This is a genomic window from Devosia sp. GW821-FHT12F11, assembly GCF_058806655.1.
In genome coordinates, this window is record NZ_JBXAPX010000001.1 from 101,590 (window position 1) to 126,911 (window position 25,322).

The following is a 25,322-nucleotide window of genomic DNA, read 5'->3' on the forward strand; positions in this document are numbered from 1 at the left end:
TCCGCTTGGGATGGTGCGTGAGGCCAAGGGGCGTTCAGTGCAAGTCTTGCTGAAATCGCTCTAGCCCGCCGGCTTCAAGCGGTGATCCAGCACCTCGCCGGCTTCCTCGAGCACCAGATAGCCGATCGAGGCCATCAGCGAGTTGATGGTCTTCATGGCGCGCAGCGTCTCGAGATGGAGGTTGGAGGTGGCAAGGCTCGCCTCGGTACCATCCTTCAGCCGCTGCATGTGCTGGCGCTGGCTCGCCGCCACCGCCTCACGCATCCGGGTCTTTTCGACGATGAGCTTGCGGGCCTGCTGGAGGTCGCGAGTGACGAGGACGTTGCGCGCCAGCTGCATGTTCTCGACCACCTGGCTGTGCAGCTCCGCCAGCTCGCGCCAGCCGGTGGGCGAGAAGGCGAGCCGTTGCTCCCTTCGCACTTCGGCCAGCCGCAGCAGCGTCTTGGTGATGGCATCGCCGACATACTCGAGGTTGACCGCAATGGCGGCGAGATCCTGCCCGCGCCGGGCGCTGCCGCTATCGCCGTCGAACGAGACCCGCGCCAGGTAGAGCTTGATGTCGCTCTGCGCCTGGTCGATCGCCGCTTCCATCAGCCGGGCCTGACGGATCTTCTCTTCGTCGCCGGCCTTGTAAATTTCCATCACCGGCTCGAACATCCGGCCGATGATCTCGGCCATGCGCAGCAGCTCGCGGGTAGTCGAAGCGAGCGCCATGCCGGGATCGCCCACCGCCGCCTCGTCGAGGCAGCTGGGCGGCACCCCGATGGCCGCCGCCGGATCGCTCGCCGCCGGCGCGCGGATCAGCCGCTCCATCAGCGGCGCCGTCACCCCGGTGAGCGGCAGGCCAACGAGCAGCAGCGCCACGTTGAAGATGAGGTGCAACCCGACCAGCTGCTGCACCGGACTGAAGCCAGGAGCCAACGCCGAGCCGCCCAATAGCAGCACCGCCAGCGCCAGCACGGCGCCTGCGATGCGGGTCATCAGGTTCCCGGCCATCAGGCGCTTGGCTTCGATGCTGCTGTTCCGTGTCAAGACGAACGGCCCGATCGCCGTGCCGATATTGGCGCCGAGCAGCAATGGCGCCGCCGCCTCGAACGGCAGCACCCCATGCTGCGACAGCACCACCAGCAACAGGATCGTCGCCACCGAGGAATGGAACAGCCAGGCGATCGCTGCCCCGGCAAGCAGCGCCGTCAGCGGTTCCTTGCCGAGATAGGCAACTGCCGCCGGCAGCACCGCGCTGTCGCTGAGCGGCGCCGTGGCCTCGCTGAGCAGCTGCAGCGACACGAAGATCAACCCAAGCCCGACCAGCGCGCGGCCACTCTGCTTCACCCGCCGTGACTTGCCCTTGAAGAACAGCAGCCCACCCATGACCAGCAGCACCGGCGGCAAGAGGCTCAGATCGAGGCTGAGGATCAGCACCACCAGCGCCGAACCGAAATTGGCTCCGAGCACGATGGCGAGGCCGGTCGCCAGCGCGAACATGCCGCGCGAGGCGAAGGCAGCGGCAAGCATTCCCGCCGCCGTCGAGCTCTGCAGCGCCAGCCCAAGCCCGGCGCCTACCGCCGCGCTACGCGCCGGCCCATCCGTCGCCCTGAGCAGCCCGGTGATTTCCGGGCGCCAGCCACGCTCGGTGCCGGTATGCACCATATGCACCGCCCACAGCATCAGCGTCACGGCCCCCGCGACATGCAACAGGAACAGATAGGCGGTCACTGGCTGGCCCTTTCATCTCGGAGTGACGGAGGCGCGACGCACGCGGGGTTCGGCAACGATAGGCTGCTTTGGCGCGTTCGTCATGAATCGCGCGTGAACGCGCAGACAATGAGGCAGCATGCCGGAATGGTCGAGCACCGCTCGCAACAATAGGCGGCGCATCGTATATTGCCAGTGCATTGTAAGGAGACAGCCGTCATGACCACAGTGAAGTACGAAGTCGTCCAGCATGACGGGGGCTGGGCCTACAAGGTGGGCGACGTGCTGTCGGAAACTTTCCGCAGCCACGCCGCAGCGCACGAGGCCGCCGAGGCTGCGGCCCGACGCCAGCGCGTTGCCGGCGCCACCGACGGTATCGAGTACGAAGACGCCCGCGGCGTCTGGCATCAGGAAGTCGCCGAGGGCACCGACCGTCCCGACACCGAGGTCAAGGACGACTGACCAGCCACACCAGCGCTACTGCGAGAGCTTGCCCCTGAGCTCATCGAGCTCGAGGATGCAGCGGTCGATCTCCGACTTGAGCGACCGCCGCTCCGCCGAGCTCATCGGGTTCTTGGTTCCCGGCCGGCTCTGCCCGACAATGTCGCGCAGCGTGGCGATCTCGCGCTTCAGTTTGGCAATCTCGCTCGTCGCTAGCATCGAGGCTCTCCGTGATCGGGCCTTGTCGCCTGCGGGGAGGCTATTAAGCAAGCTGCAATGATCGATGGGGCTGTCAGCCGGCATCGGGCAGGGGCTCGAGCAACCACTGAGCTCGACTCCATCGTCGGCTACCATGCACATCGTACAAGCGTCGTACTCCCGCTCGGACAACGCGCCTCCCGTTTCCTAAGCTGCCCCACTCCATAAAGCTCGATCGATCCCCAGCTGCAGCGGCGCCTGTCACATGAACGCAGCTGTTGCGAACGTCAGAAAGGCACGCCATTATCCCGGAGGGGGAAAGTAAATGCGTGGCTTGTTTGTAGCATTAGTTGTGCTGTGTGCATCGCTGTCGTCGGCACGCGCGGAGATGATTGCAAAGTACCCGTTCCCGGGCCTCTGGGCGGGCGGCGCATACGCAGACAACACCACAAATCAGTTCTCACACTGCGCGGCGGCGGCTGAGTACCTCAATGGAGTGACGCTGCTCGTCTCGTTTACCTTCGATTACAGGTGGGTAATCGGGTTGGTCGGTCCTGACTGGAACCTTTCAGTCAGAGAGGCGACCGTTTCCTATCGCTTCGACGACATGGTCTGGCGCCGAGGCACGGCCAGCGTTGATTCGCCCCAGTTCATGACGCTGGAAATGCCCGATGACCAGCACGTCTTGGATCTGTTTCGACGGAGCCGCACGATGGACGTCTCTTTTCTAGGAGGGGACTACCATTTCGACCTGTCTGGAACGTCCAAGCTCGCGATCGCTTTGGCGCAGTGCGTCGGGACCCACACAAATACACCGCCGCCCGCCACCACCGCGGCAACTGGACCAACCCCGGCTGAGGAAGAACCGCGGGACAGCAGCGGGACCGGCATCGTCGTTTCCACCTCCGGATATGTTCTGACCAATCATCACGTCATCGACGGCTGCGCGTCATTCAGCGTGACGGCGTCCGGATCAGCATCGAAGCCGGCAACGGTGATCCGCTTTGACCCAGCAAACGACCTTGCTCTTCTGAAGGTAGACGAACCGCTCTCCGCCGCCGCGGCGACCTTCAGGACCGGGACACCATTGCAGGCTGGCGAGACGGTGGCCGTGTACGGCTTTCCGCTAACGGGGATGTTGAGTCAGTCCGGAAATATCGTCTCCGGAAACATCACGGCGCTCTCCGGGCTCGCGGACGACGTGCGCTTCGTGCAGATTTCAGCACCAATTCAACTTGGCAACAGTGGCGGTCCGCTTGTTGATGCAGCCGGCCTCGTTGTCGGCATGGTCAATGCGAAAATGGACGATGTGGCTGTTCTTGGCGCGACGGGCAGCCTGCCCCAGAATGTGAACTTCGCAATCAAGGGCAGCGTCGTCATGAGCTTCCTCGATGCGCATTCTATCCCGTATCAGACCTCGAGCAGCGCTGCTCCACTCACCCTGGTCGACATTGCAGCACAAACCAAGCGATTTGGCGTGTTGGTTTCCTGCAGTTCCGGTACGTGACGCCGGCCGGTACCTGTCCGACTTCGCTGTTCTACAGCACGGTGACGATGGAAAGGGTGGTGCCGCATGCCGGATTCGAACCAGCGACCCCCTCATTACGAATGAGATGCTCTACCGACTGAGCTAATGCGGCCTGACCGGCGCGAGCAATGCGCTGGTGCGGGGTCTAATACAAGCGACGCCTGTCACGCGCAAGTGCGCTGACGCGGCGTTTCGAAGCATCAGGCCTCCGGCAACGCCAGCGGCCCGCCCTGCGGCTTGTCCGGCTCGGCCGACATCGATGGTGGAACGGTTTCCGGCAGCGCCGCAGTCGTGCTGGTGCGCGTCGCCACCGCGCTGGTCGGCACCCGCCACTCGAAGGCATCGAGCTTGCCGGTAACCGGCGACAGCGGCTCCCACTCCTCGGCGGTGATGCCGTCGGCGGTCCATACCGGATCCCGCGGCGCCCGCACGGCGCGGTTCAGCCAGTCGCGCGCCTTGCCCTTGTCGGCCGACTGGCCCTCCTCGATCTCGGCCATCAGCAGGCACACCGCCTGCGAGGGGTTGGCGTTGGCGTAGCCGGCCAGCGCCTGCCGCGCCCCGGCCCAGTCGAAGGCGTCGATCGAGGCGCGCGCCAAGACCAGCGCGCTCGCCTTGTTGGGCGGCGGCGTATCGATCAGTTCGCCGATGCGCTTCAGCCGGTCGACAGCGGAAACGCCCGGCACCGAGTTGGCGAACAGCGTCGCGATATCGGGGTGCGAGGTGGCGCGCCAGACCCGGCGGAGCAGGCTCATCGCCCGCCGCGCTTCGTTGCGGTTGGAATAGATCCGCGCCGCGATCAGCGCCGCCGGCACGAAATCCGGCACGAGCTTCAGTGCGGCCAGCGCGTGCTCGAGCGCCGCATGCGGGTCGGTGCCTTCGACCAGTTGCGCCCGCGCCGCTTCGACTACCGCCTGGCGGCGGCGCTTGCGGGTCTTCTCCTCGCGCGTCACCGCCTGCTCGTCGGCGATCATCCGGTAGGCATCGTCCCAGCGGCCGTTGCGGGTCAGGTCGTCGAACACCGCCTCGCGCGCCCATGGCGCCTGGGGCGAGATGTCGATGGCCTTCTGTGCGAAGGTCAGCGCCGCATCGGGCCGGCCCTGCTGCCGCGCCTGGTCGTAGAGGCCGGAAAGCGCCGCAAGCGCGGTCTTGCGGTTGGTGATCAGCGCCCGGTAGTGCTCGCGGGCCGAATGCATGTCGCCCAGCGCCAGGTCGGCGCGGGCCTCGAGCAACTGCGCCGCGGCATTGCGCGGCAGGTTGCCGCGCGCTTCGCGCGCCAGTTGCCGGGCGCGGTTGGCGTCCCCCGCCTGCAGCGCGATAAAGCCATCCGACAGCGCCATGTAGCCGGCATCCTTGCGCCGCTCGCGCGATTGCCGGGCGATGTAGTAGGGCGCCGCGATGATGCGCTTGACGATGCCCCAGATGAGGATGATCAGCACCACGCCCGCCACCGCGAGAAACGCGGCGACGCCCAGCCGCGGCTGCATGCGGAAATCGAGGAACTCGATGGTGAGTGTCCCCGGCAGGCCGATCAGCCAGGCGATGCCGGCGGTGACCAGGAGGCTGACGATGAGCCAATAGGCAAGCCGGATCACGGCGTGGCCTCCGCCGTCGGCGCCAGTGCCCGGCTGCGCAGCTCGGTAACGAACCCTTCTGCCGCAGCGAGCTTGGTGATGTCGGCCCCCGTCGAGCCGGCGCCGGCCTGCATCGCCGGCGGCAGTTGCGCCAACAGCTCCGCCGCCGCCTTGAAATCGTGCCGGCCAACCGCGGCTTCGAGCCGCGAGACGATCGCTTCGGGCGTGTCGCCCGCCACTTCACCGACGGGCCTGAGGGCCAAGAGCCCCTTCATCCATTCGAGCGCATCTTCGCCCATATCGCCGGTGCTGACGGCGGCGCGGCCGGCCAGCACGTTCGGCACCGCGGCAGTGAACTGCGTCGCCACTGCATCGGGCCTTGGCAGGCCTTCTGCCGCCGACGCTTCGACCGGCCCCGGCACGGCAAGATCAGGCAGCAGCGCCTTGAGGCCGGCGAGTTCGGCGGCGAACGGCCGGCCATTGGCGATGGCGGTTTCGAGGCCCGACACCATCAGCGGCAGGCGCACCGCCGGGCCGAGATCGGCGCCGCCGAGTGTCTGGTTCTGCGTCGAGATGGCGGTCTGCGTGGCCGAGACATCGCCCTTGAGGCCGCTGATCGCATTGTCGGTGGCGGCAACACGCTGGTCGAGCGCCGTTAGCTGCGTGCGGAGCTCCGCGATTCCGGTTTCGATGCTGCTGATCGTCTTCGCCAGCGCCGCCGCATCGGCCGAGGAGGCGCCGGCGCCGATCGCCGTCAGCCGGTCTTCGAGGCCTTTGAGCTGGGTTTCGAGCGGCGCCAGATCGACCGGCTCGGCCGCTGCCGGCACGGCGGCGATGGCCTGCCGCACCTCGGCCAGCCCACCGTCGAGCTGTGCGATGGTGGCGTCGAGGCTGACCTGGGTGCGCTTGGACTGCTCTTCGATGGCGGCGAGCCGCGTCTTGATGTCGTTGAGGCTGCTGTCGGTGGCATCGAGCCGCGCCGCGGGATCGGCGATCATCGGGCGCTGGTTCGGCAGCGGCAGCCAGTTGCCCAGTCCATAAACCAGCCCGGCGCCGAGCAGAGCGCCGGCGACGGCAGCGATCGAGATAGCGCTCCACGGCATGGCAAGGCGCGCCTGCGGACGTGGCGGCGGAGCTGGACGCACCGGCTCTTCCGCAGCGGCGGGTGCCTCAGCCGCGGTCGCTTCCGCGGCCTCGGCCGCCTTGCCACGTGCTGTGGTCGCGGCAGCCGGCTTCTCGGCCTCCCGCGCCGTGAGCTCGATGACCGGCGGCTTGACGGGCCCCGACTTGCGTTCAGCCATGCGGCAGTTCCTTGCTTGTTCCGGTCATCATGGGTTTTGGTCGCGCGCAAACGACAAGGCAAGTCCCATCATTGCCTCTTCGCTGGGATGGTCGGCCAGTCCGACCCGCACGAAATGGGCATCGAGCAGAGGCGCGGCAACCGCCTCGGACAGGCAAAGCACACCAAATCGCGCCCGCGCCGGTTTCTCCAACCCGCGTTCGACCAGCCGTACGAAGGTCTGCGCGGTGCGCTTCGAGTAGAACAGCGCCGCCTCGATCTCGCCGGCGTTGAGCCGCTCCGCCAAACCGTCGGGCAGCGCCGTCACCGGGTTCATCGCGTAGATTTCCGCGGTGATCACCATGCGCCCGAACGGCGCCAGCGATTTGCCCAGATCCGCTGACATGTCGCGCGCCGCCGGATAGAAGAGCGGGCCCGAAAGCGGCGCGTGCGCCAGCAGCTCCACCAGGTCGGCGAAGGCACCATCGGCGCTGGTCACCGTATCGAAGCCCATGTCGCGCGCCATCGCGGCGGTGCGATTGCCCACCGAATAGACGGGGAGCGTCCGGTAACGGGCGAGCACACCGCGCTCGTCGAGAGCGCGCAACGCATTGGCGCTGGTCAGCACCAGGGCGGCAAACCCCTTGGGCTCGGGCAGGCTCACGTCGAGCGTCTGGTGTACGAGCAACGGACACGGCACGCCCTCGATCCCGAGCGCACCGAGCCTTGCGGCGGTATCGCTCGCGTCGGGGTCTGGCCGGGTCACGAGCATTTTCAAGACGAGCCTATCCTTTGAACTGCCGCTGGAACTCCGGCCCTGCCTGCTCCAGCAACGTCGCACCCAGTTGCGTTCCGAGTTTGGCGGCGTCCGCTGCCGCACCGTCAACCGAGCCGCGATAAAACTCACGGCCGTCGGGGCTGAGGATTTCGGCGGTCAACCTGCACGAAACCCCATTCAATTCGGTAAACGCGCCAATCGGAGTTCGACACGAACCGTCCAGAGTGGCGAGCAGCGCCCGCTCGGCTGCGATGGCGGTGGCGGTCGGCGCATGGTTCAGCAGGCTCACCAGGTCGGCGGTCCGCGCATCGGCCTCACGGATTTCGATGCCGATGGCGCCCTGCGCCGGCGCCGGCAGGAAATCCATGGGGTCGAGATAAGCGGTGATCTTGTCCTGTTTGCCCAACCGGTTGAGCCCGGCAACGGCCAGCAGCGTCGCGTCCGCGACGCCGGCCTCGAGCTTGCTGAGCCGCGTATCGACATTGCCGCGGAACTGCACCACCTGGAGATCGGGGCGCACCCGCAGCATCTGCGCGGCACGGCGGATCGAGGACGAGCCGAGCTTGGCCCCCTGCGGCAGCTCGGTGACGCGTGGGTATTTCAGCGAGACGAACGCATCGCGCACGTCCTCGCGTTCGAGAAACGCCGCCAGCACCATGCCATCGGGCAAAGACGACGCGAGGTCCTTGCTCGAGTGGACGCCCAGGTCGACCTCGCCGGCGGCCAGCGCCGCCTCGATCTCGCGCGAAAACAGTCCCTTGCCGCCCGCTTCGCTGAGCGGTCGGTCGGTGAGCTTGTCGCCGCTGGTGGTGATGACGCGGATTTCGATCCGCTCGAGCGCCACGCCATGCGCTTCGGCCAATAGCCGCTGCGTTAGCCGCGCCTGGGCCAGCGCCAGCATGGAGCCCCGGGTCCCGATGCGGAGGAACGGCGCCGATTGCATTTCAGTTCATACCTATTGTAGGCCAAAGCCGGGCTGGGCTTACCCCTTAGACAGGTAGCGGACAAGTTTCATGAGAGTGCTCGGCATCGAAACCAGCTGCGACGAAACCGCCGCCTCGATCGTCGAGCGCGACGCCAGCGGGCACGCCACCATCCTTTCCAACATCGTGCGCAGCCAGCTCGAGGAGCACGCGCCCTATGGCGGCGTGGTGCCGGAACTTGCGGCGCGCGCCCACGTCAGCCACCTCGACCACATCATCGAGCGCGCCGCAGCGAGCGCCGGCATCAAGCTCAGCGACCTCGATGCCGTCGCTGCAACCGCCGGCCCCGGACTGATCGGCGGTGTGCTGGTCGGCCTCACCACCGCCAAGGCGATTGCTGCGGCGCTCGGCAAGCCCTTGATCGCGGTAAATCACCTCGAGGCGCATGCGCTCACCGCCCGGCTGACCGACGGCATCGCCTTCCCCTACCTGATGCTGCTGGTCTCGGGTGGGCACAGCCAGTTCGTGCTGGTGCGTGGCGTCGGCGACTATGAGCGCTGGGGCACCACCATCGACGACGCGCTGGGCGAAGCCTTCGACAAGGTGGCCAAGCTCCTCGGGTTGGGGAATCCCGGCGGGCCGGAGGTCGAGAAGCAGGCGACGATGGGCGATCCGCGCCGCTTCAACTTTCCAAAGCCGCTGCTCAAGGAAGATCGGCTCGATTTCTCCTTCTCCGGTTTGAAGACCGCCGTACGCCTTGCCGCCGAGCAGCAGGCGCCGCTGACCGACCAGGATGTCGCCGATATCTGCGCCAGCTTCCAGCGCACCGTGGCCGAGATCGTCGCAGTTCGCGCCCGTTCGGCGCTCGAAAAATACGCCACCGAGCTCCCCGGCCAGCCGCCGCGGCTGGTCGTCGCCGGTGGGGTTGCCGCCAACAAGGCAATCGGCGCGGCCCTGCGTGATGCGGCTGACAAGGCCGGCGCCATGCTGATCATCCCGCCGATCCCGCTCTGCACCGACAATGGCGCAATGGTCGCCTGGGCCGGGGCCGAGCGGCTGGCGCTCGGCGCCGCCGACCCGCTCGATATCTCCGCCAAGGCGCGCTGGCCGCTCGATAGCGCCGACATGGGGCTGACCCATGGCGTTTGAGCGCGTCGCCGTGGTCGGAGCCGGCGCCTGGGGCACGGCGCTGGCCCAGGCCGCCGCCATCGCCGGCCGCAGCGTGACTTTGGTCGGCCGCGATCCTGCGGCGATCGACGACATCAACCGCAATCGCCGCAACAGCGCACATCTGGGTAACCAGCTGCTGTCGGATCGCATCAGCGGGGCGCTGGCACTGCCGGATGCCGACCTCGTCATCCTTGCGGTGCCGGCGCAGGCGAGCCGGGCTGCATTGCAGCCGATCGCTGCGGCGCTGGCGCACCTGCCGGTCGTCCTCACCGCCAAGGGCCTCGAACACGGCACCCTGAAACGGCAGAGCGAAGTCCTCGCCGACGTCTCGCCCACTGCCATTCCCTATGTGCTGAGCGGCCCGAGCTTTGCCGCCGATGTCGCCGCCGGGCGCCCCACCGCCGTCACCCTCGCCGGCGATGACCCCAAAGAGACTTCGGCGGTCGCCGCCGCCCTCGCCGGCCCGACCTTCCGGCTCTATGCCGCCGACGACCGGCTCGGCGTCGAACTCGCCGGCGCGCTGAAGAATGTCTACGCGCTCGGCTGCGGCGCCGTGGATGGCGCCGGGCTCGGCGCCTCGGCCCGCTCGGCGCTGCTGGCCCGCGCCTTTGCCGAACTGACCCGGCTCGTCGTCCGCATGGGCGGCAGCGCCTCGACCCTCACCGGGCTCGCCGGTTTGGGGGACCTGACGCTGAGCTGCACGTCCACACAGTCGCGCAACTACCGCTATGGCGCGAGCCTCGGCCGCGGCGAGAGCCCCGGCGCCGAGCTTGCCGAGGGCGCGCTCACCGCCCCGGTGGCCAAGCAATTGGCCGACCAACTGCTGATCGACGCCCCGCTCATCGATGCGGTAAACCTGCTGCTCGGCGGCACCACCACCATTGCAGACATCGTAGCTGGCCTCATGTCGCGGCCGCTCAAACGGGAGGAATGACTTTGCTTTATGCCTTGATCGCGCATGACCGGCCCAACGGCCTCGCCCGCCGCCAGGAAGTGCGCCCCGAACATTTGAAACATCTCGATAGCCTCGGCAGCCGCCTGGTGCTGGCCGGCCCGTTTCTCGACGATAACGGCGATATGACCGGCTCGATCGTGGTGATCGAAGCCGAGAACCTCGAAGATGCGCAGGCGACCTTCAGCCGCGACCCGTTCGTGGTGAAGGGCGTGTTCGACCAGATCACCATCAAGCGCTGGCACCTCGGGATCAACAACACCAACAAGTGAGGCGGCGATGGCCTACTGGCTGATGAAATCGGAACCCAACGTCAATTCCTACGATGACGTGGTGAACCGCGGGGTTCCCGAGGAGTGGCACAGCGTGCGCAACTACACGGCGCGCAACAACATGAAGGCGATGCAGCTCGGCGACGAGGCGTTCTTCTACCACTCCAACATCGGCAAGGAGATCGTCGGCATCATCAAGGTGGTGGCGCTGGCCCACCCCGATTCCACCGCCGAGCCGAACGAGAAGGGCAATATCGTCTGGGAGTGCGTCGACGTGCTGCCGGTCAAGAAACTGCCCAAGCCGGTGACGCTCGAGACCATCAAGAAGACCCCGGAGCTCGCCGACATGGCGCTGGTGAAGCTCTCCCGCCTGTCGGTCTCCCCGGTGACCGAGGCGGAGTGGAAGCTGATCTGCAAGATGGGCGGGCTCTAGACTTCTAGCCTGGGGATGGCCGGCTGGCCATCTCCTCAATTCCCCCAAAACGCCGTAAGTTCGGGTTCCGCACTAAGCGGGAGGGGGATCGATCATGCATTTTGCCGTCAATTGGCTGGCCATCGTCGTCGCTGCCGTCGCCAGCATGGGCTTTGGCGCCATCTGGTACAACGTACTCGGCAAGCAATGGCTTGGCGCCATCGGCAAGACTCGCGAGCAGCTCAACGGCGCCGACTGGACGCCTTTCGCCTGGGGCTTTGTGGTCCAGCTGGTGATGGCCTACTTCATCGCGCTGATCACGCCGGCGCTGTTCGGTTCGACCGATGTGTGGAACGGCCTTCTCGCCGGCGTGCACATGTGGGCGGGCTTCGTGCTCACCTTCCTCATCCTCAACCACCGCTACCAGGGCCTGCCCTGGAAGCTGACCGCCATCGACGGCGGCTACGGTCTGGCGGTGCTGGTGATCCAGGGCGTCGTCATCGGCCTGTTCGGCGGCGGCGCAGTGCCCGCGGCAGCCTAACGGAACGGGTTCACGATGCGCAGGCGGCCGGCGATCAACTGGCCGTGCTGCATATCCTCGGAGTAGAGCGTGGTGCAGTCTGCCTCTAGAGCTGCGGCGATGATCGTTGCGTCATAGACATGGAAAGCATGGCGTTCGGCCAGCTGAATGGCAGCCTCGTGCGTTTCAAGGTCGACCGACCGGACGTCGAGAAAGCTGCGGATCAGCTGAAGCGCTTCTTTGGTTTTGGCCCAGTCGTAACCGAGTCGCCGTGTGGCGACGTTGGCGAACTCGTTGAGAACCTGCACGCTTGCGACACAGCCGGCCGCCAGTATCCGGGCGGCGACCAGTGCTTTCGCCTCCTCATCCTCGGCAAAATAGACGAGGATGTTGGTGTCGACGAACTCAGCGCTCATTGGCCTCATCGCGATTGAACTTAAAGTCGGCGGGGAGCGTACCGCGCATCAGCTCTCGCAGCCGTCGCAGCCTTTCCTGGGGACTTGCTTGCAGGATCACGTCGAACTGCCGGCCCGCAGCCGGCTTCAGGTCGATCTCATCACCTTCCTTGAGATTCAGACTGTCCACGACCTCGGCGGGGATGCGGACCGCGAGGCTGTTTCCCCATTTCGAGACCTTCATTTGACCGCTCCATGATATACATCACGATCACGTATATCATGCCGAAGCGTCGAGATCAAAAGTCCGCGGTCAGGCCTTTGATTTCCCAGTCGCCGTAGCGGGCCGGATCGAGCCCGCCGCGGCCGCCCTTTTCGCGTTTGCCGGCGGCTGCCCTGGCGTCGATTTCGGCGCGGCGGGCGGCGGCTTCGTCGAGCGCCCGCTGTGCGGCGGGGCTGAGCGGCGGCTTTGCTTGTGAGGTTTGGTTCATCAGGTTACCGTTTCGACATGGTCCTTGTGGGGAACCCCACGCCATCCCATGTAATTTCCAGTTCAGACGCTCACGAGGTACAAGACTTAACGGCAATGCTCAACTTCCTCCGCACTTCGGTCCTGCTCGCCGCCCTCACCGCCATCTTCATGGCGGTCGGCTACTTTGTCGGCGGCACCGGCGGCATGTGGGTCGCCTTCATCATTGCCGCGCTCACTAACCTCTTCGCCTACTGGAACTCGGACAAGATGGTGCTGCGCATGCAGAACGCCGTCGAAGTGGATCCGCGCACCCAGCCCGACCTCTACAATACGGTCGAGGCGCTCTCGCAGCGCGCCGGCATCCCGATGCCCAAGCTCTATGTCATCAACACCGAGCAGCCCAACGCCTTCGCCACCGGCCGCAACCCGCAAAACGCCGCGGTTGCCGTCTCTGCGGGCCTCTTGCGCTATCTCGAGCCACGCGAAGTCGCGGCGGTGGTGGCGCATGAGCTGGCCCATATCCGCAGCCGCGATACGCTGACCATGACGATGACCGCCACCATTGCCGGCGCCATTTCGATGCTGGCGCAGTTCGGTCTGTTCTTCGGCGGCGGTAATTCGCGCGATAACCCGCTCGGCCCCATCGGCGTGCTGATCGCGGTGATTGTCGCGCCGATCGCCGCGGCTTTGGTGCAGATGGCGGTGAGCCGCACCCGCGAATACGAAGCCGACAAGGATGGCGCCGAGATCTCCGGCGACCCGCTGGGGCTCGCTTCGGCGCTCAACAAGATCAGCCAGCTGGCGCACCAGACCGTCAACGTTCCGGCCGAGCGCAACCCGGCGCAGGCCCACATGTACATCTTCAACCCGCTCAACGGGCAGCGCATGGACAACCTGTTCTCGACCCACCCGAACGTCGAGAACCGCATTGCCCAGCTGCAGCGCCTCGCCGGCGAAATGCAGGTCGATCGCACCGGCCGGCGGCCCGCGCCGCAGCCCGCGGCCGACGATACTGTCCCCCGCAATACCGGTGGCGGTTGGCGCGTCCCCTCGACAGGCTCGAGCGAGAATGGCAATAGCTCGCGCGGACCCTGGGGCTGAGCCAGTTGAAGAAACAGAAACACCCGCCTGGACTGAAGCTGAGGCTGCTCGCAGCCGACCGGCTCGATCAGGTACTCAAGGGGGCGAACTTCGCCCCCTTTTCGCACGCCGAGATCGAGGATGGCCGCGACCGCGCGCTCGCCAACAAGCTGGTGACGGTGGCGCTGCGCCGCCACGGCCAGCTCAACCTGATGATCTCCAGATTCCTCGACCGCGGCATCCCGAAGAAATCCGGGCCGTTCGAGGCGATCCTCAGGCTCAGCCTCGCGCACCTGGTTTTCCTGCCCGAGCTGGGCGACCACAGCGCCATCTTCCTCGCGGTCGAGGCCAGTAAGCGCGACACCCGCAGCCAGCATTTGTCGAAGCTGATGAACGCCGTGCTGCGCCGCGCCCAGGGCGAGGCGCATGCGCTGCGCCATCTGCCCTACCAGGCGCTGTTCCCCGAGTCGCTCGGCCCGCTGTGGCGCGACAGCTATGGCGAGGAGGCGCTCGAGGACTTTGCCGACGCCCTGCTCGACGGCGCGCCGCTCGATCTGACGCTCAAGTCCGTCGAGCCCGAATTGATCGAGGCGCTCGGCGCCGCCCCGGTATTCGCCGATACCGTCCGTATCGACGAGCGCGACCGCCCGGTCGAGGCCCTGCCCGGCTTCGAGACTGGCCGCTGGTGGGTGCAGGACGCCGCCGCTGCCATTCCGGCGCGGCTGCTGCAGCTCAGGCCGGGCGCCCGTGTGCTCGACCTCTGCGCCGCTCCCGGCGGCAAGACGGCGCAGCTGGTCAATGCCGGCTACACCGTCACCGCCATCGACAACGAGCCCGACCGCGTCGCCCGCATGACGCAGAACTTCGCGCGCCTCGCGATGACGCCTGAAGTCGTTACCGCCGATGCGCTGAGCTGGGAGCCGGCAAACAAGTTCGACGGCATCCTGCTCGACGCGCCCTGCTCTGCAACGGGCACCTTCCGCCGTCATCCCGAGGTGATCTGGCACCGCAACGCCGCCGATATTGCCGGGCGCGTCGCCCTTCAGCGTCGGTTCATCGAACGCGCGCTAGGGTGGCTCAATCCCGGTGGCGTGCTGGTCTATTGCGTCTGCTCGCTCGAACCCGGCGAGGGTGAGGAGCAGGCCCGCTGGCTCGCTGCCCGCGACGACGTCGCGCCCGCTCCCGTCGGCGCCGACGAACTGCCCGGCCTCCCCGAGGCCATCACCCCGGAAGGGTTCGTCCGCACCCATCCCGGCATGCTGGTTCCTGGGGATAAGGGCGGCACTCTCGATGGGTTCTTCGTTGCACGCTTCAGGCGTGGCTAGAGCGAGATCAGGAAAAGTTGCAGACTTTTCCGGTTCGATCTCGCGACCAGATAAAGACCCGGAGCAGAAGTGCGATTCAACGAAACGCAATCCTGCTTCGGATAATTTGGCTGGCCCTTGGCAAGTCGTCCGCGCGGGCCTATCAGAGCCCGCCGGCCAAACGTATGTGAGGACGTAGACTTGGCACATTCGCTGCGTTTCCTCGCACGCCGCACCATGCTGTCCGCGGCCGATCACATCGTCACCAATCCGCTGATCCGCTGGACCTGGACCGGCCCGAGCAATGACGACCTGATCGGGGCGCTCGCCGAGTTTCGCCCCACCGATCGCGAAACCATCCTCGAGATGATGCAGGGCCGCTACCTGCTGGCGAGCAAGCTCGTCGACACGCACGGTGTCTCGCCGTTTTCGCTCGAGGTCGACCACGATGACTGGCAGGACGACCTGCAGGCCTTCGCCTGGCTCCGCCATTTCCGCGATGCTCGCACCGACGAGGAGCGCCGCTTCGCCCGCACCATGACGCTCGACTGGATCGGGCGCGAGGGCCATTTCAACCGCGACAGCTGGAGTCCGGCGCTCACCGCCCGCCGCGTGCTCAACTGGCTGCGGCACTACAACCTCCTCGTCGAGGGCGCCTCGCTCGAGCAGACCCAGCAGATCGCCCGCTCGCTTTCCACGCAGATCTCGTCGCTGAAGATTCGGGCGCTGCTCGCCACCGACCCGGTGGATGCGCTGCTCGTCGCCATCGCCCTGGTCGGCGTGGCGCTCTGCTCCGACCGGCCCAATTCCGAAGTCGAGGGGCGGGTGCGGCACGTGCTGAACCTCGTCGACACCCAGATCGACGAGGACGGGTTGCACCGCACCCGCTCGGCCAAGATCCAGATCCAGCTGCTGATCGAGCTCATCACCATCAAGCTGGCGCTGCGCCGCGACCACGAGCAGGCTTCGCGCGACCTCGAAGAGCTGACCGAGAGCATGCACCGGGCGCTCGACGCCATCTCGCTCGGCACGGGCGAACCCGCCTATTTCAACGGCACCGGCCAGATGCCGCACGACCTGATCGTCGCCATCCAGGCGCAGAGCGCCGCCCGCGCCCGCCAGACCGGCACCGCCGGCGGTTATGGCCGGCTGATCGCCGGCCGCTCCATCGTCGTCGCGGATTCGGGCCTCGTCGCCGATCCCGAGTTCACCGCCCACGCCCATGCCAGCGCCATGGCCTTCGAGTTCAGCCACGGTCGCGACCTCGTGGTCTGCAATTGCGGCCCGGCGCCATCCGACTATGACGACGCGCTGCTGTTCCGCCAGGGCATCGCCCATTCGGCGCCCACCATCAACGCCCAGTCGGCCGCGGCGATCGCGCCGTCCGGTCCGTTGGCCGGGCGCCTGATCCAGCTCGGCCGCCCCAGCGAGATCGAGGCCCGCAGCGCCGACGACACGCTGATCATCACCTCGCACGGTTATGCCGAACGCTTCGGCGTGACGCTCGAGCGCCACCTGACGCTGCTCGCCGAGGGCAAGACCCTGGTCGGGCAGGATCGTTTCGTGCGCCATCGCAGCCGGGTCTCCGGCGCCGCCGCCATCCGCTTCCACCTCGCCCACCAGACCGAGGTGCAACTGACCGACGACCTGATCCGCCTGCGTCTCAACTCCGGTGCAGTCTGGACCTTCCTCTGGGAAGGCGCCGAGATGCGGATCGAGGACAGCGTCCGGCAATCCGCCTATTTCGGCTTCCACCGCACCAAGCAACTGGTGCTCGATACGCTCGTCTCCGATGCCAGCGAAGTGAGCTGGATTTTTACCCTCGAAGAGAACTGACCGAGTACCTTTCCCGAATACCTTCCCAACGTCAGCTGTTTCTGCAATAAGGCCCGCGTTCGCGCGACTGGCGAGAAGAGATGGGCCACCATCGGGGAACGCGAACGACAGCTGCCGCTCGCCTGGGCCCCCCTTCAACCGTGACGGAGCCCCCATGTCCAACGCCATAGTTCCCATCAAGCGCGCCCTCCTCAGTGTCTTCGACAAGACCGGGATGGCCGATTTCGCCAAGGCGCTGGCCGGGCTGGGTGTCGATCTGGTCTCGACCGGCGGCACCTCCAAGCTGATCGCGTCGACGGGTGCAGCCGTGCGGGACATCTCCGATCTCACCGGCTTCCCCGAAATGATGGATGGCCGGGTGAAGACGCTGCACCCCAAGGTGCATGGCGGGTTGCTCGCGGTGCGCGATAACCCCACCCATAGGGCTTCGATGGACGAGCACCAGATCGGCGCCATCGACCTCGTGGTGGTGAACCTCTACCCGTTCGAGGAAACCATCGCCAAGGGCGCCTCCTACGACGAGACCATCGAGAACATCGATATCGGCGGCCCGGCGATGATCCGCTCGGCGGCCAAGAACCACGCCTATGTCACTGTTATCGTCGACCCCGCCGACTATGACACGGTGCTCGAGCACATCCGCACCTCGGGCGGCGTGCCCTACGAGCTGCGCCAGCGCCTCGCCGCCAAGGCCTATGCCCGCACCGCCGCTTATGACTCGGTGATCTCGAGCTGGTTCGCCAGAACCCTCGACTATGCCGAGATGCCCTACCGCTCGTTCGCCGGCCGGCTCAAGGAAGTGATGCGCTACGGCGAGAACCCGCACCAGTGGGCCGCCTTCTACACCACCGGCGAGCAGCGCCCCGGCGTCGCCACCGCCCGCCAGGTGCAGGGCAAGGCGCTGAGCTACAACAACCTCAACGACACCGACGCGGCCTTCGAACTAGTGTCGGAATTCGACCCGGCAGTGCCGGCCGTCGCCATCATCAAGCACGCCAACCCCTGCGGTTTCGCCATCGGCAAGACGCTGATCGAGGCTTACCAACTGGCCCACCGCACCGACCCTGTCAGCGCCTTCGGCGGCATCGTGGCGCTGAACCAGATCATCGACGGGCCGACCGCCACCGAGATCGTCAAGGTGTTCACCGAGGTGATCGTCGCGCCCGACGCCACCGAGGAAGCGATCCGCATCATCGCGGCGAAGAAGAACCTCCGCCTGCTGCTCACCGGCGCGCTTGCCGACCCCAAGGCCGGCGGCCTGACGGTGAAATCGCTGGCCGGTGGCCTGTTGGTGCAGGGTCGCGACGACCGCAATGTCGACGACACCGAGTTCAAGGTGGTGACCAAGAAGCAACCGACCGAGGCCGAGCTGCGCGACCTGAAGATCGCCATGAAGGTCGCCAAGCACGTCAAGTCGAACGCCATCATCTATGTCAGGGACGGCGCCACCGTCGGCATCGGCGCCGGCCAGATGAGCCGGCTCGATTCAAGCCGCGTGGCGCACCGCAAGGCCATCGACGCCGCCGAAGCCGCCGGCATCGAGGGCGCCCTGACCGCCAACTCGGTGGTGGCCTCCGACGCCTTCTTCCCGTTCCCCGATGGCATGCTGGCGGCGGTCGAAGCCGGCGCCACCGCGGTGATCCAGCCCGGCGGCTCGATGAACGACCAGGCCGTGATCGACGCGGCGGACGCCGCCGGCATCGCCATGATCATGACCGGGATGCGTCACTTCCGGCACTAATCGCCCCCCAAAGCCTCCGGCGCGCAGTCTTCGCGCGCCGCCGCCCGGCTCAGCCGCTCGGCGGCGAGCTCGACAAAGGCCTTGACTGCCGGCGACAGGTGCCGGCTCGAGGGGTAAAGCGCATAGACCCCGCCCACCGCCGACGCATAGTCGGGCAGGACGCGGCGCAGCCGGCCGTCGGCAATGGCCGGCGCCGCCGCCGAGGCCGGCAGTTGCGCGATGCCGAGGCCCTTCTGCACCGCCGCGGCAGCGATCTCCATCGTATTGGCGGCGATGCGGCCACTGACCGCCACCGTCTCGGTCCCGTCAGGTCCTTCCAGCACCCATTGCGCCCTGGGCGCGCGATTTCGACTGGTCGGCCCTCGCTGCGCCGTCGCAAGCGGCCAACGGCTGAGCTCAGGCGCTCCTTGCCAGGTCTCCGAGCAGGCCGGCAGCGACCGAGAGGCGCGACACCGTCATCTCGCCCTCGGTCAGCCCCTGCACCGCGTCGGCCACCCGGGCGATGGCTTCGGGATGGGCGTCGCGCCAGGCCTTGAGCCGGGTATCGACCGCCCCGTTATTGGTCGCCAGCGCATCGGCCGTCAGGTCGCGCTGGGCCCGGAGCAGGTTGGCGAGCGCCCGGTCGAGCGCCATGCGGTCGAACTTGTCGCCCAGCACAATGGCGTTGCCCTCTTCGATCACCCGCCCGAGCTGGAACGTATCGAGCACCCCGAAAAAGGCGATGGCACTATCCGCCACCGGCGTCCGCGTCCGCTCGGCCACCAGGACGATATCGGTGCCGAGCGACAGCACCGGCAACTCGGCGAAACGCCGTGCCATCTCGCGCTTGACCCCGGCAGCTTCCAGCCGCGCCGTGCGCTCGCCGATGCTGTTCTCGAGATAACTGCCGAGCAGCCCGCCGAGCATCGCCCGTACCTGGGCGATGCCGTCCTGGTAGCGATCGATCAAGGGCCGCAGCCCATGCTCGAACCGCCCGTTCCTCAAGAACCACAGCGTCTCGCGCTTCAGCAGCGCCTGCACTTCGGCATACAGCGTCAGCTGGGTCTTGCCCGGCACGGTACCGTCGAGCCCGTCGATGTCGCGGTTGAGGTCGGGCGTGCCATAGACGTCGCGTGCTGCGGCATAGGCCGCCGCCACCTGCCCGGCATCCGCACTCGAGGCCGTCATCATCTCGTTGACGAAGCCCGGCCCCCCGCGGTTGATCATGGCATTCGACAACACCGTGGCGATCACCTCGCGGCGCAGCCGATGGTTGGTGACCGTATCCTCGAAGGTCTCGATCAGCCGGTCGGGGAAATAGCGATAGAGCTCGCGCCCCAGATACGGATCGTCCGGCACCCCGGTTTTCAGCAGGTCCGCATTGGCGACGTTCTTGGCATAGGCGAGCAGCACCGCCAGTTCCGGTCGGGTCAGCCCCTTGCCACCCTGTGCCCGATGCCGGAGTGCGGCGTTATCGGGCAAAAACTCCACCGCCCGGTGCAGCTCGCCCGAGGCCTCCAGCGCCTCGATCAGCGCCACATGCTCGGGGAAGGCCGCAAGCCCCCGTGCCTCCTCGACGCTCAACGCCAGCGTCTGCAGGTAGTTGTTCTTCAAACACAGCGCCGCCACCTCGTCGGTCATCGAGGCGAGGAACTCGTTGCGCACCTGCGTGGTCAGCTGCCCGGTGCGAGTCAGCGCGCCGAGCGCGATCTTGATGTTCACTTCGAGGTCGGACGAGTTCACCCCGGCCGAGTTGTCGATGGCATCGGTGTTGATCCGCCCGCCCTTCAGCGCGTACTCGACCCGGCCGAGCTGCGTCACGCCGAGGTTAGCGCCCTCGCCCACCACCAATGCCCGGATCTCGGCGCCGGCGATGCGCACTGCATCGTTGGCCTTGTCGCCAGCCTGTGCCTCGGTCTCGCTGCTGGCCCGCACATAGGTGCCGATACCGCCGAACCAGAGCAGATCCACCTGCGCCTTGAGGATGGCGCGGATCACGTCATTGGGCGTCATCGCATCGGAATTGAGCCCCAGCGCTTTCCGCGCCTCGGCGAACAGCGGCACCGTCTTGACGCTGCGCGAATAGACTCCGCCACCCTTACTCAGCAGTTCCGGATTGTAGTCCTGCCAGCTCGACCGCGGCAGCTCGAACAGCCGTTTGCGCTCGGCGAAGCTCACCGCCGGATCCGGGTCCGGATCGATGAAGATGTCGCGATGGTCGAACGCCGCGATCAGCCGTGTCTCCGCCGACAACAGCATGGCGTTGCCGAACACGTCGCCGCTCATGTCGCCGACGCCGACCACGGTGAACGGGGTCGTCTGGATGTCACGGTCGAGTTCGCGGAAATGCCGCTTCACCGCCTCCCAGCCGCCACGCGCCGTGATCCCCATCTTCTTGTGGTCATAGCCGGCCGAGCCGCCCGAAGCGAAGGCGTCGCCGAGCCAGAAATCGCGGTCGACAGCGATGGCGTTGGCAGTGTCGGAAAAGCTCGCCGTCCCTTTGTCGGCGGCCACCACCAGGTAGGGATCGTCGCCGTCCCGCCTGATCACGTCGGGAGGCGGCACCACGGTATCGACCTCGAGATTGTCGGTGACGTCGAGCAGCGTCGAGACGAAGATCTTGTAGCAGACCGTCCCCTCGCGCAGTTGTGTCTCGCGGTCAGCTCCAGGCGGCGTCTGCTTGGGCACGAACGCGCCTTTCGCCCCCACCGGCACGATGATGGCGTTTTTCACCTGCTGCGCCTTCACCAGCCCCAGCACCTCGGTGCGGAAGTCCTCCGGCCGGTCCGACCAGCGTAAGCCACCGCGGGCGATCGGCCCGAAGCGCAGATGCAGGCCTTCGACCCGCGGGGAATAGACGAAGATCTCGCGATAGGGTTTGGGCTCGGGCAGCGCCTCGACCTTGGCGCAGTCGAACTTCAGCGCCAGCGCCGGCCGCCGCGCCCCCGACTGGTCGCGCTGATAGGCATTGGTGCGCACCACCGCCTCGGTGAGGTTGAGGTAGCGGCGGAGGATGCGGTCGTCGTCGAGCGACGTGGTCGCCTCGACCGCCGCGGCGATGATCTCGCGCGCTTCGGCGGTTGCGCGCCTGCGGTCGCCGGCAAAATGCGGGTCGTTCTCGGCGTGGAACAGCGCCACCAGCGCCGCCGACACATCGGCATGTCGCGCCATCACCGAATTGAGGTAGTCGCGCGAATAGGGAATGCCGACCTGCTTGAGGTAACGCGTCAACGCCCGCAGCACCTCGACGTCGTCCCAGCCGAGCCCGGCTTTCAGCGTCAGCTGGTTGAGCCCATCGCTCTCTGCTTCCCGCCGCCATACCGCAAGGATGGCAGTCTCGATCTTTTCGCCCAGCGCCCGGTCGTCGAGGTCGAGCCCGTCATCGGCCTCGAGCAGCATGTCGTGCACAAAGGTCTCGGCGCCGTGCAGCGGCTTCACCGTAAAGGTGTCCTCGTCGATCACCCGGAAGCCGAAATTCTCCAGCATCGGCACCCGGTCGCTGAGCGCGATCGGGCTGCCGCGGTGGTAAACCTTCAGCCCCATGGCGCTGCGGCCCTCGCGGGCCCCGAGCCGCAAGGCAATCGCCCGCTCGTCCGGTAGCAGCCTGATCACCGCGATATCGCCGAGCGCCGCCTCGGCGGAGTGCACCGCCTGGTAGTCGGGCGGGAAGGCCTCGAGATAGTCGGCAATCGCCGCTGAATCCTGCGCCGCCGCCACCAGCCGGTCGCCGAAGGTGCGGATGCGTTCCGCCACCCCCGCCTCCAGCTCGTCGCGGCTCGGCGTCGGCGTCACCCCGCCGTTGCGCCCGATGATGAAGTGCACCCGGACCAGCTCGCCTTCGGGAAAGCTCGGATAGAAAGCCGAGACGCGCCCCTCATAGACTTGCGCCAGGTAGCTGCCGATCACCGCCCGGACGTCGGAATCGTAGCGGTCGCGCGGCACGAAGACGAGCACCGAGACGAAGTTGTCGAAGCGGTCGATGCGGCTCAGCACGCGCACCCGCGGCCGGTCGACGAGGCTGGCGATGATTGTCGCGAACTCGTAGAGCTGCGGCTCTGAGATCTGGAACAGCTCGTCGCGCGGAAACGTATCGAGCGCGTTCATCAGCGCCTTGCCGGCATGGCTCTGCGGATCCTGCCCGGCTTCGCGCAGCACCTCGGTGATTTTCTTGCGGATCAGCGGCACGTCGGTATTGGGCGCCGCCAGCGACATCGAGGTGAACAGCCCCAGGATGCGCAGCTCGCCCGAAGTGGCGCCCTCGCGGTCGTAGAGCTTCACCCCGACATAATCCATGTAGGCGCGCCGGTGCACCCGCGAGCGGATATTGGCCTTGCTGACCATGATCGGCGCCGGCTCCGCGAGGAAGGCGAAGTGTTGCTCCGTCATCTCGACATAGTTGGGCCCCGAGCGCAGGAACAACACGCTCGGGTCCTCGAGGATGCCGAGTTCGCTGTCATGCACCGGCACGAGCCTGGCGGGCATCGCGACACCGTCGACCTCACTGGCCGGCTCGAGCTTGTATTCGCGCATGCCGAGGAAGGTGAAGTTGTGCTCGGCCAGCCAGCCCAGGAAATGCATCGCCTCGGCCACCTGCGCCGGCGGCGCCTTGGGGGCGTGGGCGTGCCAGTCGGCCATCGCCTTCTTCACCCGCGCCAGCATCGGCCGCCAGCCGGCGACCGCCCGGCCGACATCGGTGAGCGTATCGTCGATTTCGCCCTTCATCGCCTCGCGCAGCACGATATCGGCGAGCGGCTCGATCTCGATATGGAGGAAGCTCTCGAGCCGGCTGCCCGGCGTCGGCACGTCGAGCACCCGGTAGGTTGCCGGGTCGAACTGCAGCACCGGATGGGTGATGAAGCGGATCGCCCCGCCCCGCGCCCGGATCGCCGCCAGCACGCTATCGACAATGAACGGCATATCGGCCGAAAACACCTCGACGATCTCGAGTTCGCCCGGCTTTTCCGGCGGCACCACATAGACATTGTGGCTGGCCAGTTCGCGCTTGCCCAACCGGCCGTAGGATTTGCGGAACGTCGCCTCCAGCACCTCGACCGGATGCATGGCCAGGTCTTCGGGATCGGTCGCCTCGGCCACTGCCCTGAGGAACCGTGCAAAGCTTGGCTCCGACGACTGGTAGCCCTCTGCCCGCGCGATCAGCGCCGCACGCGTATCGACAGCTGCCGCCTCATTCATCGCCTGACTCCCCGTCCCCCAGTGACGGGACTCTGCGTCCGGCCGCATCTGTTGTCGAGTGGCCACAACACAGGACGATGACGGTAAGACCTTGTGAGCATCCCCCTGCCATAGTCCGCAAACCCCTGGTCGACGGCCCGCTATGTCCGATGCTCCCTCCGATCTTCGCGCCCTGCTGCGCACCGGCCTCAGCCGGTCGCTGGCCTCGCTGCTGATCAAGGTCGCGACGGCCGGGCTGACCTACCTGATGTATGTGGTGCTTTCGCGCACCATGGGCGCCACCGAGTACGGCTATTTCGCCTTCGGCCTCAGCCTCGCCACGGTCCTCGCCATCGGCGCCTCGATGGGCCAGCAGACGGCGATCCTCCGTTACTGGCCGGAAGAGCAAGTGGCCGGGAGGCACGACAAGGCCTTGTCGGCGCTGCGTGCCGGCGGCGCGCTGACGCTCGTCGCCGGCCTCGTCCTCACCGCCCTGACTATGGCCGGCGCGACGATGGCCGGCCTGTTCACCGGGCCGACCTGGCACCTCTATGCCGCCGCAGCGCTGATCCTGCCGATGGCCTTCGCCGAATACTGGTCCTCGGCGCTCCGCGCCCAGGGCTCGGTATGGACAGCGCTGGCGCCGCGCGACGTGTTGTGGCGAGTGTTGACCCCGCTCGCCATCGTCGCGCTGTTCGCCTTTAATGCCCCGCTGAGCGGCTGGCAGGCGCTGCTGCTGACCGCGGTGCTGCTGGCCGTGGCGCTGGCGCTGCAATACGCCCTCGCGCGTCTCCGCCGCTACGAGATCGCCCCGGGCTTTTCAACGCTCCGCCCCTATTGGCGCGAGCACGGCACGGCAAGCCGCTGGTTCCTTATCGGCACGGTGATCGATTCCGCCGCGCTCAACATGGACACCATCTTCATCGGTCTCCTGGTCACCGCCGAGGCTGCCGGCATCTACTTCAATGCCTTCCGCACCGCCGGGCTACTGACCCTGTTCATGTTCGCCATTACCCTCGTGGTCGCGCCTATGGTGTCGCGGCACTACCACGCCGGCGAGATCAAGCAGGCGCAGGCGATCACGGCTTTGTGCGCCTGGGCCGGCTTCGCCTTCTCCCTGGTGGTGTTCCTCGGCTACCTGGTCTTCGGCAACCAGATCCTTGCGCTGTTCGGCGATCACTCCACTGCCGGCTACTGGGTGCTGATCCTGCTCAGTGTTGGCCTCCTCTTCGACGCCGCCACCGGCCCCTCGCGCATCGTCATGATGATGACCGGCCACGAGCGCGATTACGTGCGGATCTGGGGCGCCATCATGCTGGTGGGTCTGTTGCTCGAACTCATGGTGATCCCGGTTTTTGGGCTGATCGGCGCCGCCGCGGTGAACGCCCTGTCGCGCGCCGTGGCGCAGCTGGCCATCGCCCGCTGGAACCGCCGCCATATCGGCATCGACACCACCCTGCTCGGCGCCTTCCGCGTGCGTGGTCTGCCCGATGTACCCCCTCGCATGGCACCCTTGTAACCTCTGAGCCCTCCGCCAATCTTGACCTGACATGCGAGCGGGGCTTAGAACCCCCCGTTACTCCCTTAACCCCCGAGTGGAACCT

Annotated in this window: 23 protein-coding genes, 1 tRNA gene and 1 riboswitch; of the genes, 12 read left to right on the top strand and 12 right to left on the bottom strand. The window is 66.8% G+C overall.

Features of this window, described 5'->3' with window-relative positions; translation table 11 throughout:
- Window positions 1-60: 60 nt before the first annotated feature.
- Entirely contained in the window at window positions 61-1,716 is a 1,656-nt protein-coding gene (locus AC1ROK_RS00545) for a Na/Pi cotransporter family protein (RefSeq protein WP_492842787.1), read from the bottom strand.
- 198 nt (window positions 1,717-1,914) lie between these two features.
- On the opposite strand from AC1ROK_RS00545, the gene AC1ROK_RS00550 reads away from it, so the two are divergent.
- A complete protein-coding gene (locus AC1ROK_RS00550) occupies window positions 1,915-2,157 on the top strand; it encodes a DUF2188 domain-containing protein (RefSeq protein WP_069912476.1) in 243 nt (80 codons plus the stop codon).
- Window positions 2,158-2,172: 15 nt separating this feature from the next.
- Here AC1ROK_RS00550 and AC1ROK_RS00555 read toward each other — a convergent pair whose 3' ends face one another.
- Window positions 2,173-2,355, bottom strand: coding sequence for a hypothetical protein (locus AC1ROK_RS00555; RefSeq protein ID WP_326870838.1), 183 nt, complete (start codon window positions 2,353-2,355; stop codon window positions 2,173-2,175).
- A 304-nt stretch (window positions 2,356-2,659) separates the two neighbouring features.
- On the opposite strand from AC1ROK_RS00555, the gene AC1ROK_RS00560 reads away from it, so the two are divergent.
- Window positions 2,660-3,841 (top strand): S1C family serine protease, encoded by a 1,182-nt coding sequence (locus AC1ROK_RS00560; RefSeq protein WP_492842789.1) that lies wholly within the window; start codon window positions 2,660-2,662, stop codon window positions 3,839-3,841.
- 57 nt (window positions 3,842-3,898) lie between these two features.
- Here AC1ROK_RS00560 and AC1ROK_RS00565 read toward each other — a convergent pair.
- From AC1ROK_RS00565 to hemC, 5 genes are all read right to left on the bottom strand, one after another.
- Window positions 3,899-3,974 (bottom strand) — tRNA-Thr (locus AC1ROK_RS00565).
- Between the two features lie 88 nt (window positions 3,975-4,062).
- Window positions 4,063-5,454 (bottom strand): heme biosynthesis protein HemY, encoded by a 1,392-nt coding sequence (locus tag AC1ROK_RS00570; RefSeq protein ID WP_492842791.1) that lies wholly within the window; start codon window positions 5,452-5,454, stop codon window positions 4,063-4,065.
- Window positions 5,451-6,734 carry a COG4223 family protein gene (locus AC1ROK_RS00575; protein WP_492842793.1) on the bottom strand — a complete coding sequence of 428 codons (1,284 nt, stop codon included), beginning with the start codon at window positions 6,732-6,734 and terminating at the stop codon, window positions 5,451-5,453. Before AC1ROK_RS00575 ends, AC1ROK_RS00570 begins: the two co-directional genes overlap by 4 nt.
- A gap of 27 nt (window positions 6,735-6,761) precedes the next feature.
- Window positions 6,762-7,484 (bottom strand): uroporphyrinogen-III synthase, encoded by a 723-nt coding sequence (locus tag AC1ROK_RS00580; protein WP_492844644.1) that lies wholly within the window; start codon window positions 7,482-7,484, stop codon window positions 6,762-6,764.
- Window positions 7,485-7,497: 13 nt separating this feature from the next.
- Entirely contained in the window at window positions 7,498-8,433 is a 936-nt protein-coding gene (gene hemC, locus AC1ROK_RS00585) for a hydroxymethylbilane synthase (protein WP_492842795.1), read from the bottom strand.
- 70 nt (window positions 8,434-8,503) lie between these two features.
- Between hemC and tsaD the strand changes: the two genes are divergently transcribed.
- From tsaD to AC1ROK_RS00610, 5 genes are all read left to right on the top strand, one after another.
- A complete protein-coding gene (gene tsaD / locus AC1ROK_RS00590; RefSeq protein ID WP_492842797.1) occupies window positions 8,504-9,562 on the top strand; it encodes a tRNA (adenosine(37)-N6)-threonylcarbamoyltransferase complex transferase subunit TsaD in 1,059 nt (352 codons plus the stop codon).
- Window positions 9,552-10,517, top strand: coding sequence for an NAD(P)H-dependent glycerol-3-phosphate dehydrogenase (locus AC1ROK_RS00595; RefSeq protein WP_492842799.1), 966 nt, complete (start codon window positions 9,552-9,554; stop codon window positions 10,515-10,517). The genes tsaD and AC1ROK_RS00595 overlap by 11 nt, the downstream gene beginning before the upstream one ends.
- Window positions 10,514-10,807 (top strand): YciI family protein, encoded by a 294-nt coding sequence (locus AC1ROK_RS00600; RefSeq protein ID WP_492842801.1) that lies wholly within the window; start codon window positions 10,514-10,516, stop codon window positions 10,805-10,807. Before AC1ROK_RS00595 ends, AC1ROK_RS00600 begins: the two co-directional genes overlap by 4 nt.
- A 7-nt stretch (window positions 10,808-10,814) precedes the next feature.
- A complete protein-coding gene (locus tag AC1ROK_RS00605) occupies window positions 10,815-11,240 on the top strand; it encodes an EVE domain-containing protein (protein WP_492842803.1) in 426 nt (141 codons plus the stop codon).
- Window positions 11,241-11,334: 94 nt separating this feature from the next.
- Window positions 11,335-11,760, top strand: coding sequence for a DUF1761 domain-containing protein (locus tag AC1ROK_RS00610; RefSeq protein ID WP_492842805.1), 426 nt, complete (start codon window positions 11,335-11,337; stop codon window positions 11,758-11,760).
- Here AC1ROK_RS00610 and AC1ROK_RS00615 read toward each other — a convergent pair.
- The 3 genes from AC1ROK_RS00615 to AC1ROK_RS00625 are packed head-to-tail and all read right to left on the bottom strand — an operon-like array spanning window position 11,757 to window position 12,625.
- On the bottom strand, window positions 11,757-12,155 hold the full coding sequence (locus tag AC1ROK_RS00615) for a PIN domain-containing protein (protein WP_492842807.1): 399 nt from the start codon (window positions 12,153-12,155) through the stop codon (window positions 11,757-11,759). The two genes, AC1ROK_RS00610 and AC1ROK_RS00615, sit on opposite strands and share 4 nt — an antisense overlap.
- Window positions 12,145-12,378 carry an AbrB/MazE/SpoVT family DNA-binding domain-containing protein gene (locus AC1ROK_RS00620; protein ID WP_492842809.1) on the bottom strand — a complete coding sequence of 78 codons (234 nt, stop codon included), beginning with the start codon at window positions 12,376-12,378 and terminating at the stop codon, window positions 12,145-12,147. The genes AC1ROK_RS00615 and AC1ROK_RS00620 overlap by 11 nt, the downstream gene beginning before the upstream one ends.
- Window positions 12,379-12,433: 55 nt before the next feature.
- Window positions 12,434-12,625, bottom strand: a complete 192-nt coding sequence (locus tag AC1ROK_RS00625; RefSeq protein WP_492842811.1) for a DUF1674 domain-containing protein — start codon at window positions 12,623-12,625, stop codon at window positions 12,434-12,436.
- Between the two features lie 95 nt (window positions 12,626-12,720).
- Between AC1ROK_RS00625 and htpX the strand changes: the two genes are divergently transcribed.
- The 4 genes from htpX (at window position 12,721) to purH (ending at window position 18,567) form a co-directional block, all read left to right on the top strand.
- Entirely contained in the window at window positions 12,721-13,707 is a 987-nt protein-coding gene (gene htpX / locus AC1ROK_RS00630; RefSeq protein WP_492842813.1) for a zinc metalloprotease HtpX, read from the top strand.
- A 5-nt stretch (window positions 13,708-13,712) separates the two neighbouring features.
- Entirely contained in the window at window positions 13,713-15,011 is a 1,299-nt protein-coding gene (locus AC1ROK_RS00635; protein ID WP_492842815.1) for an RsmB/NOP family class I SAM-dependent RNA methyltransferase, read from the top strand.
- A 180-nt stretch (window positions 15,012-15,191) separates the two neighbouring features.
- Window positions 15,192-16,826, top strand: a complete 1,635-nt coding sequence (locus AC1ROK_RS00640) for a heparinase II/III family protein (protein WP_492842817.1) — start codon at window positions 15,192-15,194, stop codon at window positions 16,824-16,826.
- A gap of 53 nt (window positions 16,827-16,879) precedes the next feature.
- Window positions 16,880-16,961, top strand: a riboswitch (ZMP/ZTP riboswitch).
- Between the two features lie 19 nt (window positions 16,962-16,980).
- Window positions 16,981-18,567, top strand: a complete 1,587-nt coding sequence (gene purH, locus AC1ROK_RS00645) for a bifunctional phosphoribosylaminoimidazolecarboxamide formyltransferase/IMP cyclohydrolase (RefSeq protein WP_492842819.1) — start codon at window positions 16,981-16,983, stop codon at window positions 18,565-18,567.
- Here purH and AC1ROK_RS00650 read toward each other — a convergent pair.
- Together AC1ROK_RS00650 and AC1ROK_RS00655 are read right to left on the bottom strand one after the other, a co-directional pair.
- A complete protein-coding gene (locus tag AC1ROK_RS00650) occupies window positions 18,564-19,001 on the bottom strand; it encodes a LysR substrate-binding domain-containing protein (RefSeq protein ID WP_492844646.1) in 438 nt (145 codons plus the stop codon). The genes purH and AC1ROK_RS00650 overlap by 4 nt on opposite strands.
- Entirely contained in the window at window positions 18,964-23,739 is a 4,776-nt protein-coding gene (locus tag AC1ROK_RS00655) for an NAD-glutamate dehydrogenase (protein ID WP_492842821.1), read from the bottom strand. The genes AC1ROK_RS00650 and AC1ROK_RS00655 overlap by 38 nt, the downstream gene beginning before the upstream one ends.
- 142 nt (window positions 23,740-23,881) lie before the next feature.
- Between AC1ROK_RS00655 and AC1ROK_RS00660 the strand changes: the two genes are divergently transcribed.
- A complete protein-coding gene (locus AC1ROK_RS00660) occupies window positions 23,882-25,237 on the top strand; it encodes a lipopolysaccharide biosynthesis protein (RefSeq protein ID WP_492842823.1) in 1,356 nt (451 codons plus the stop codon).
- The last annotated feature ends 85 nt before the right edge of the window (window positions 25,238-25,322 follow it).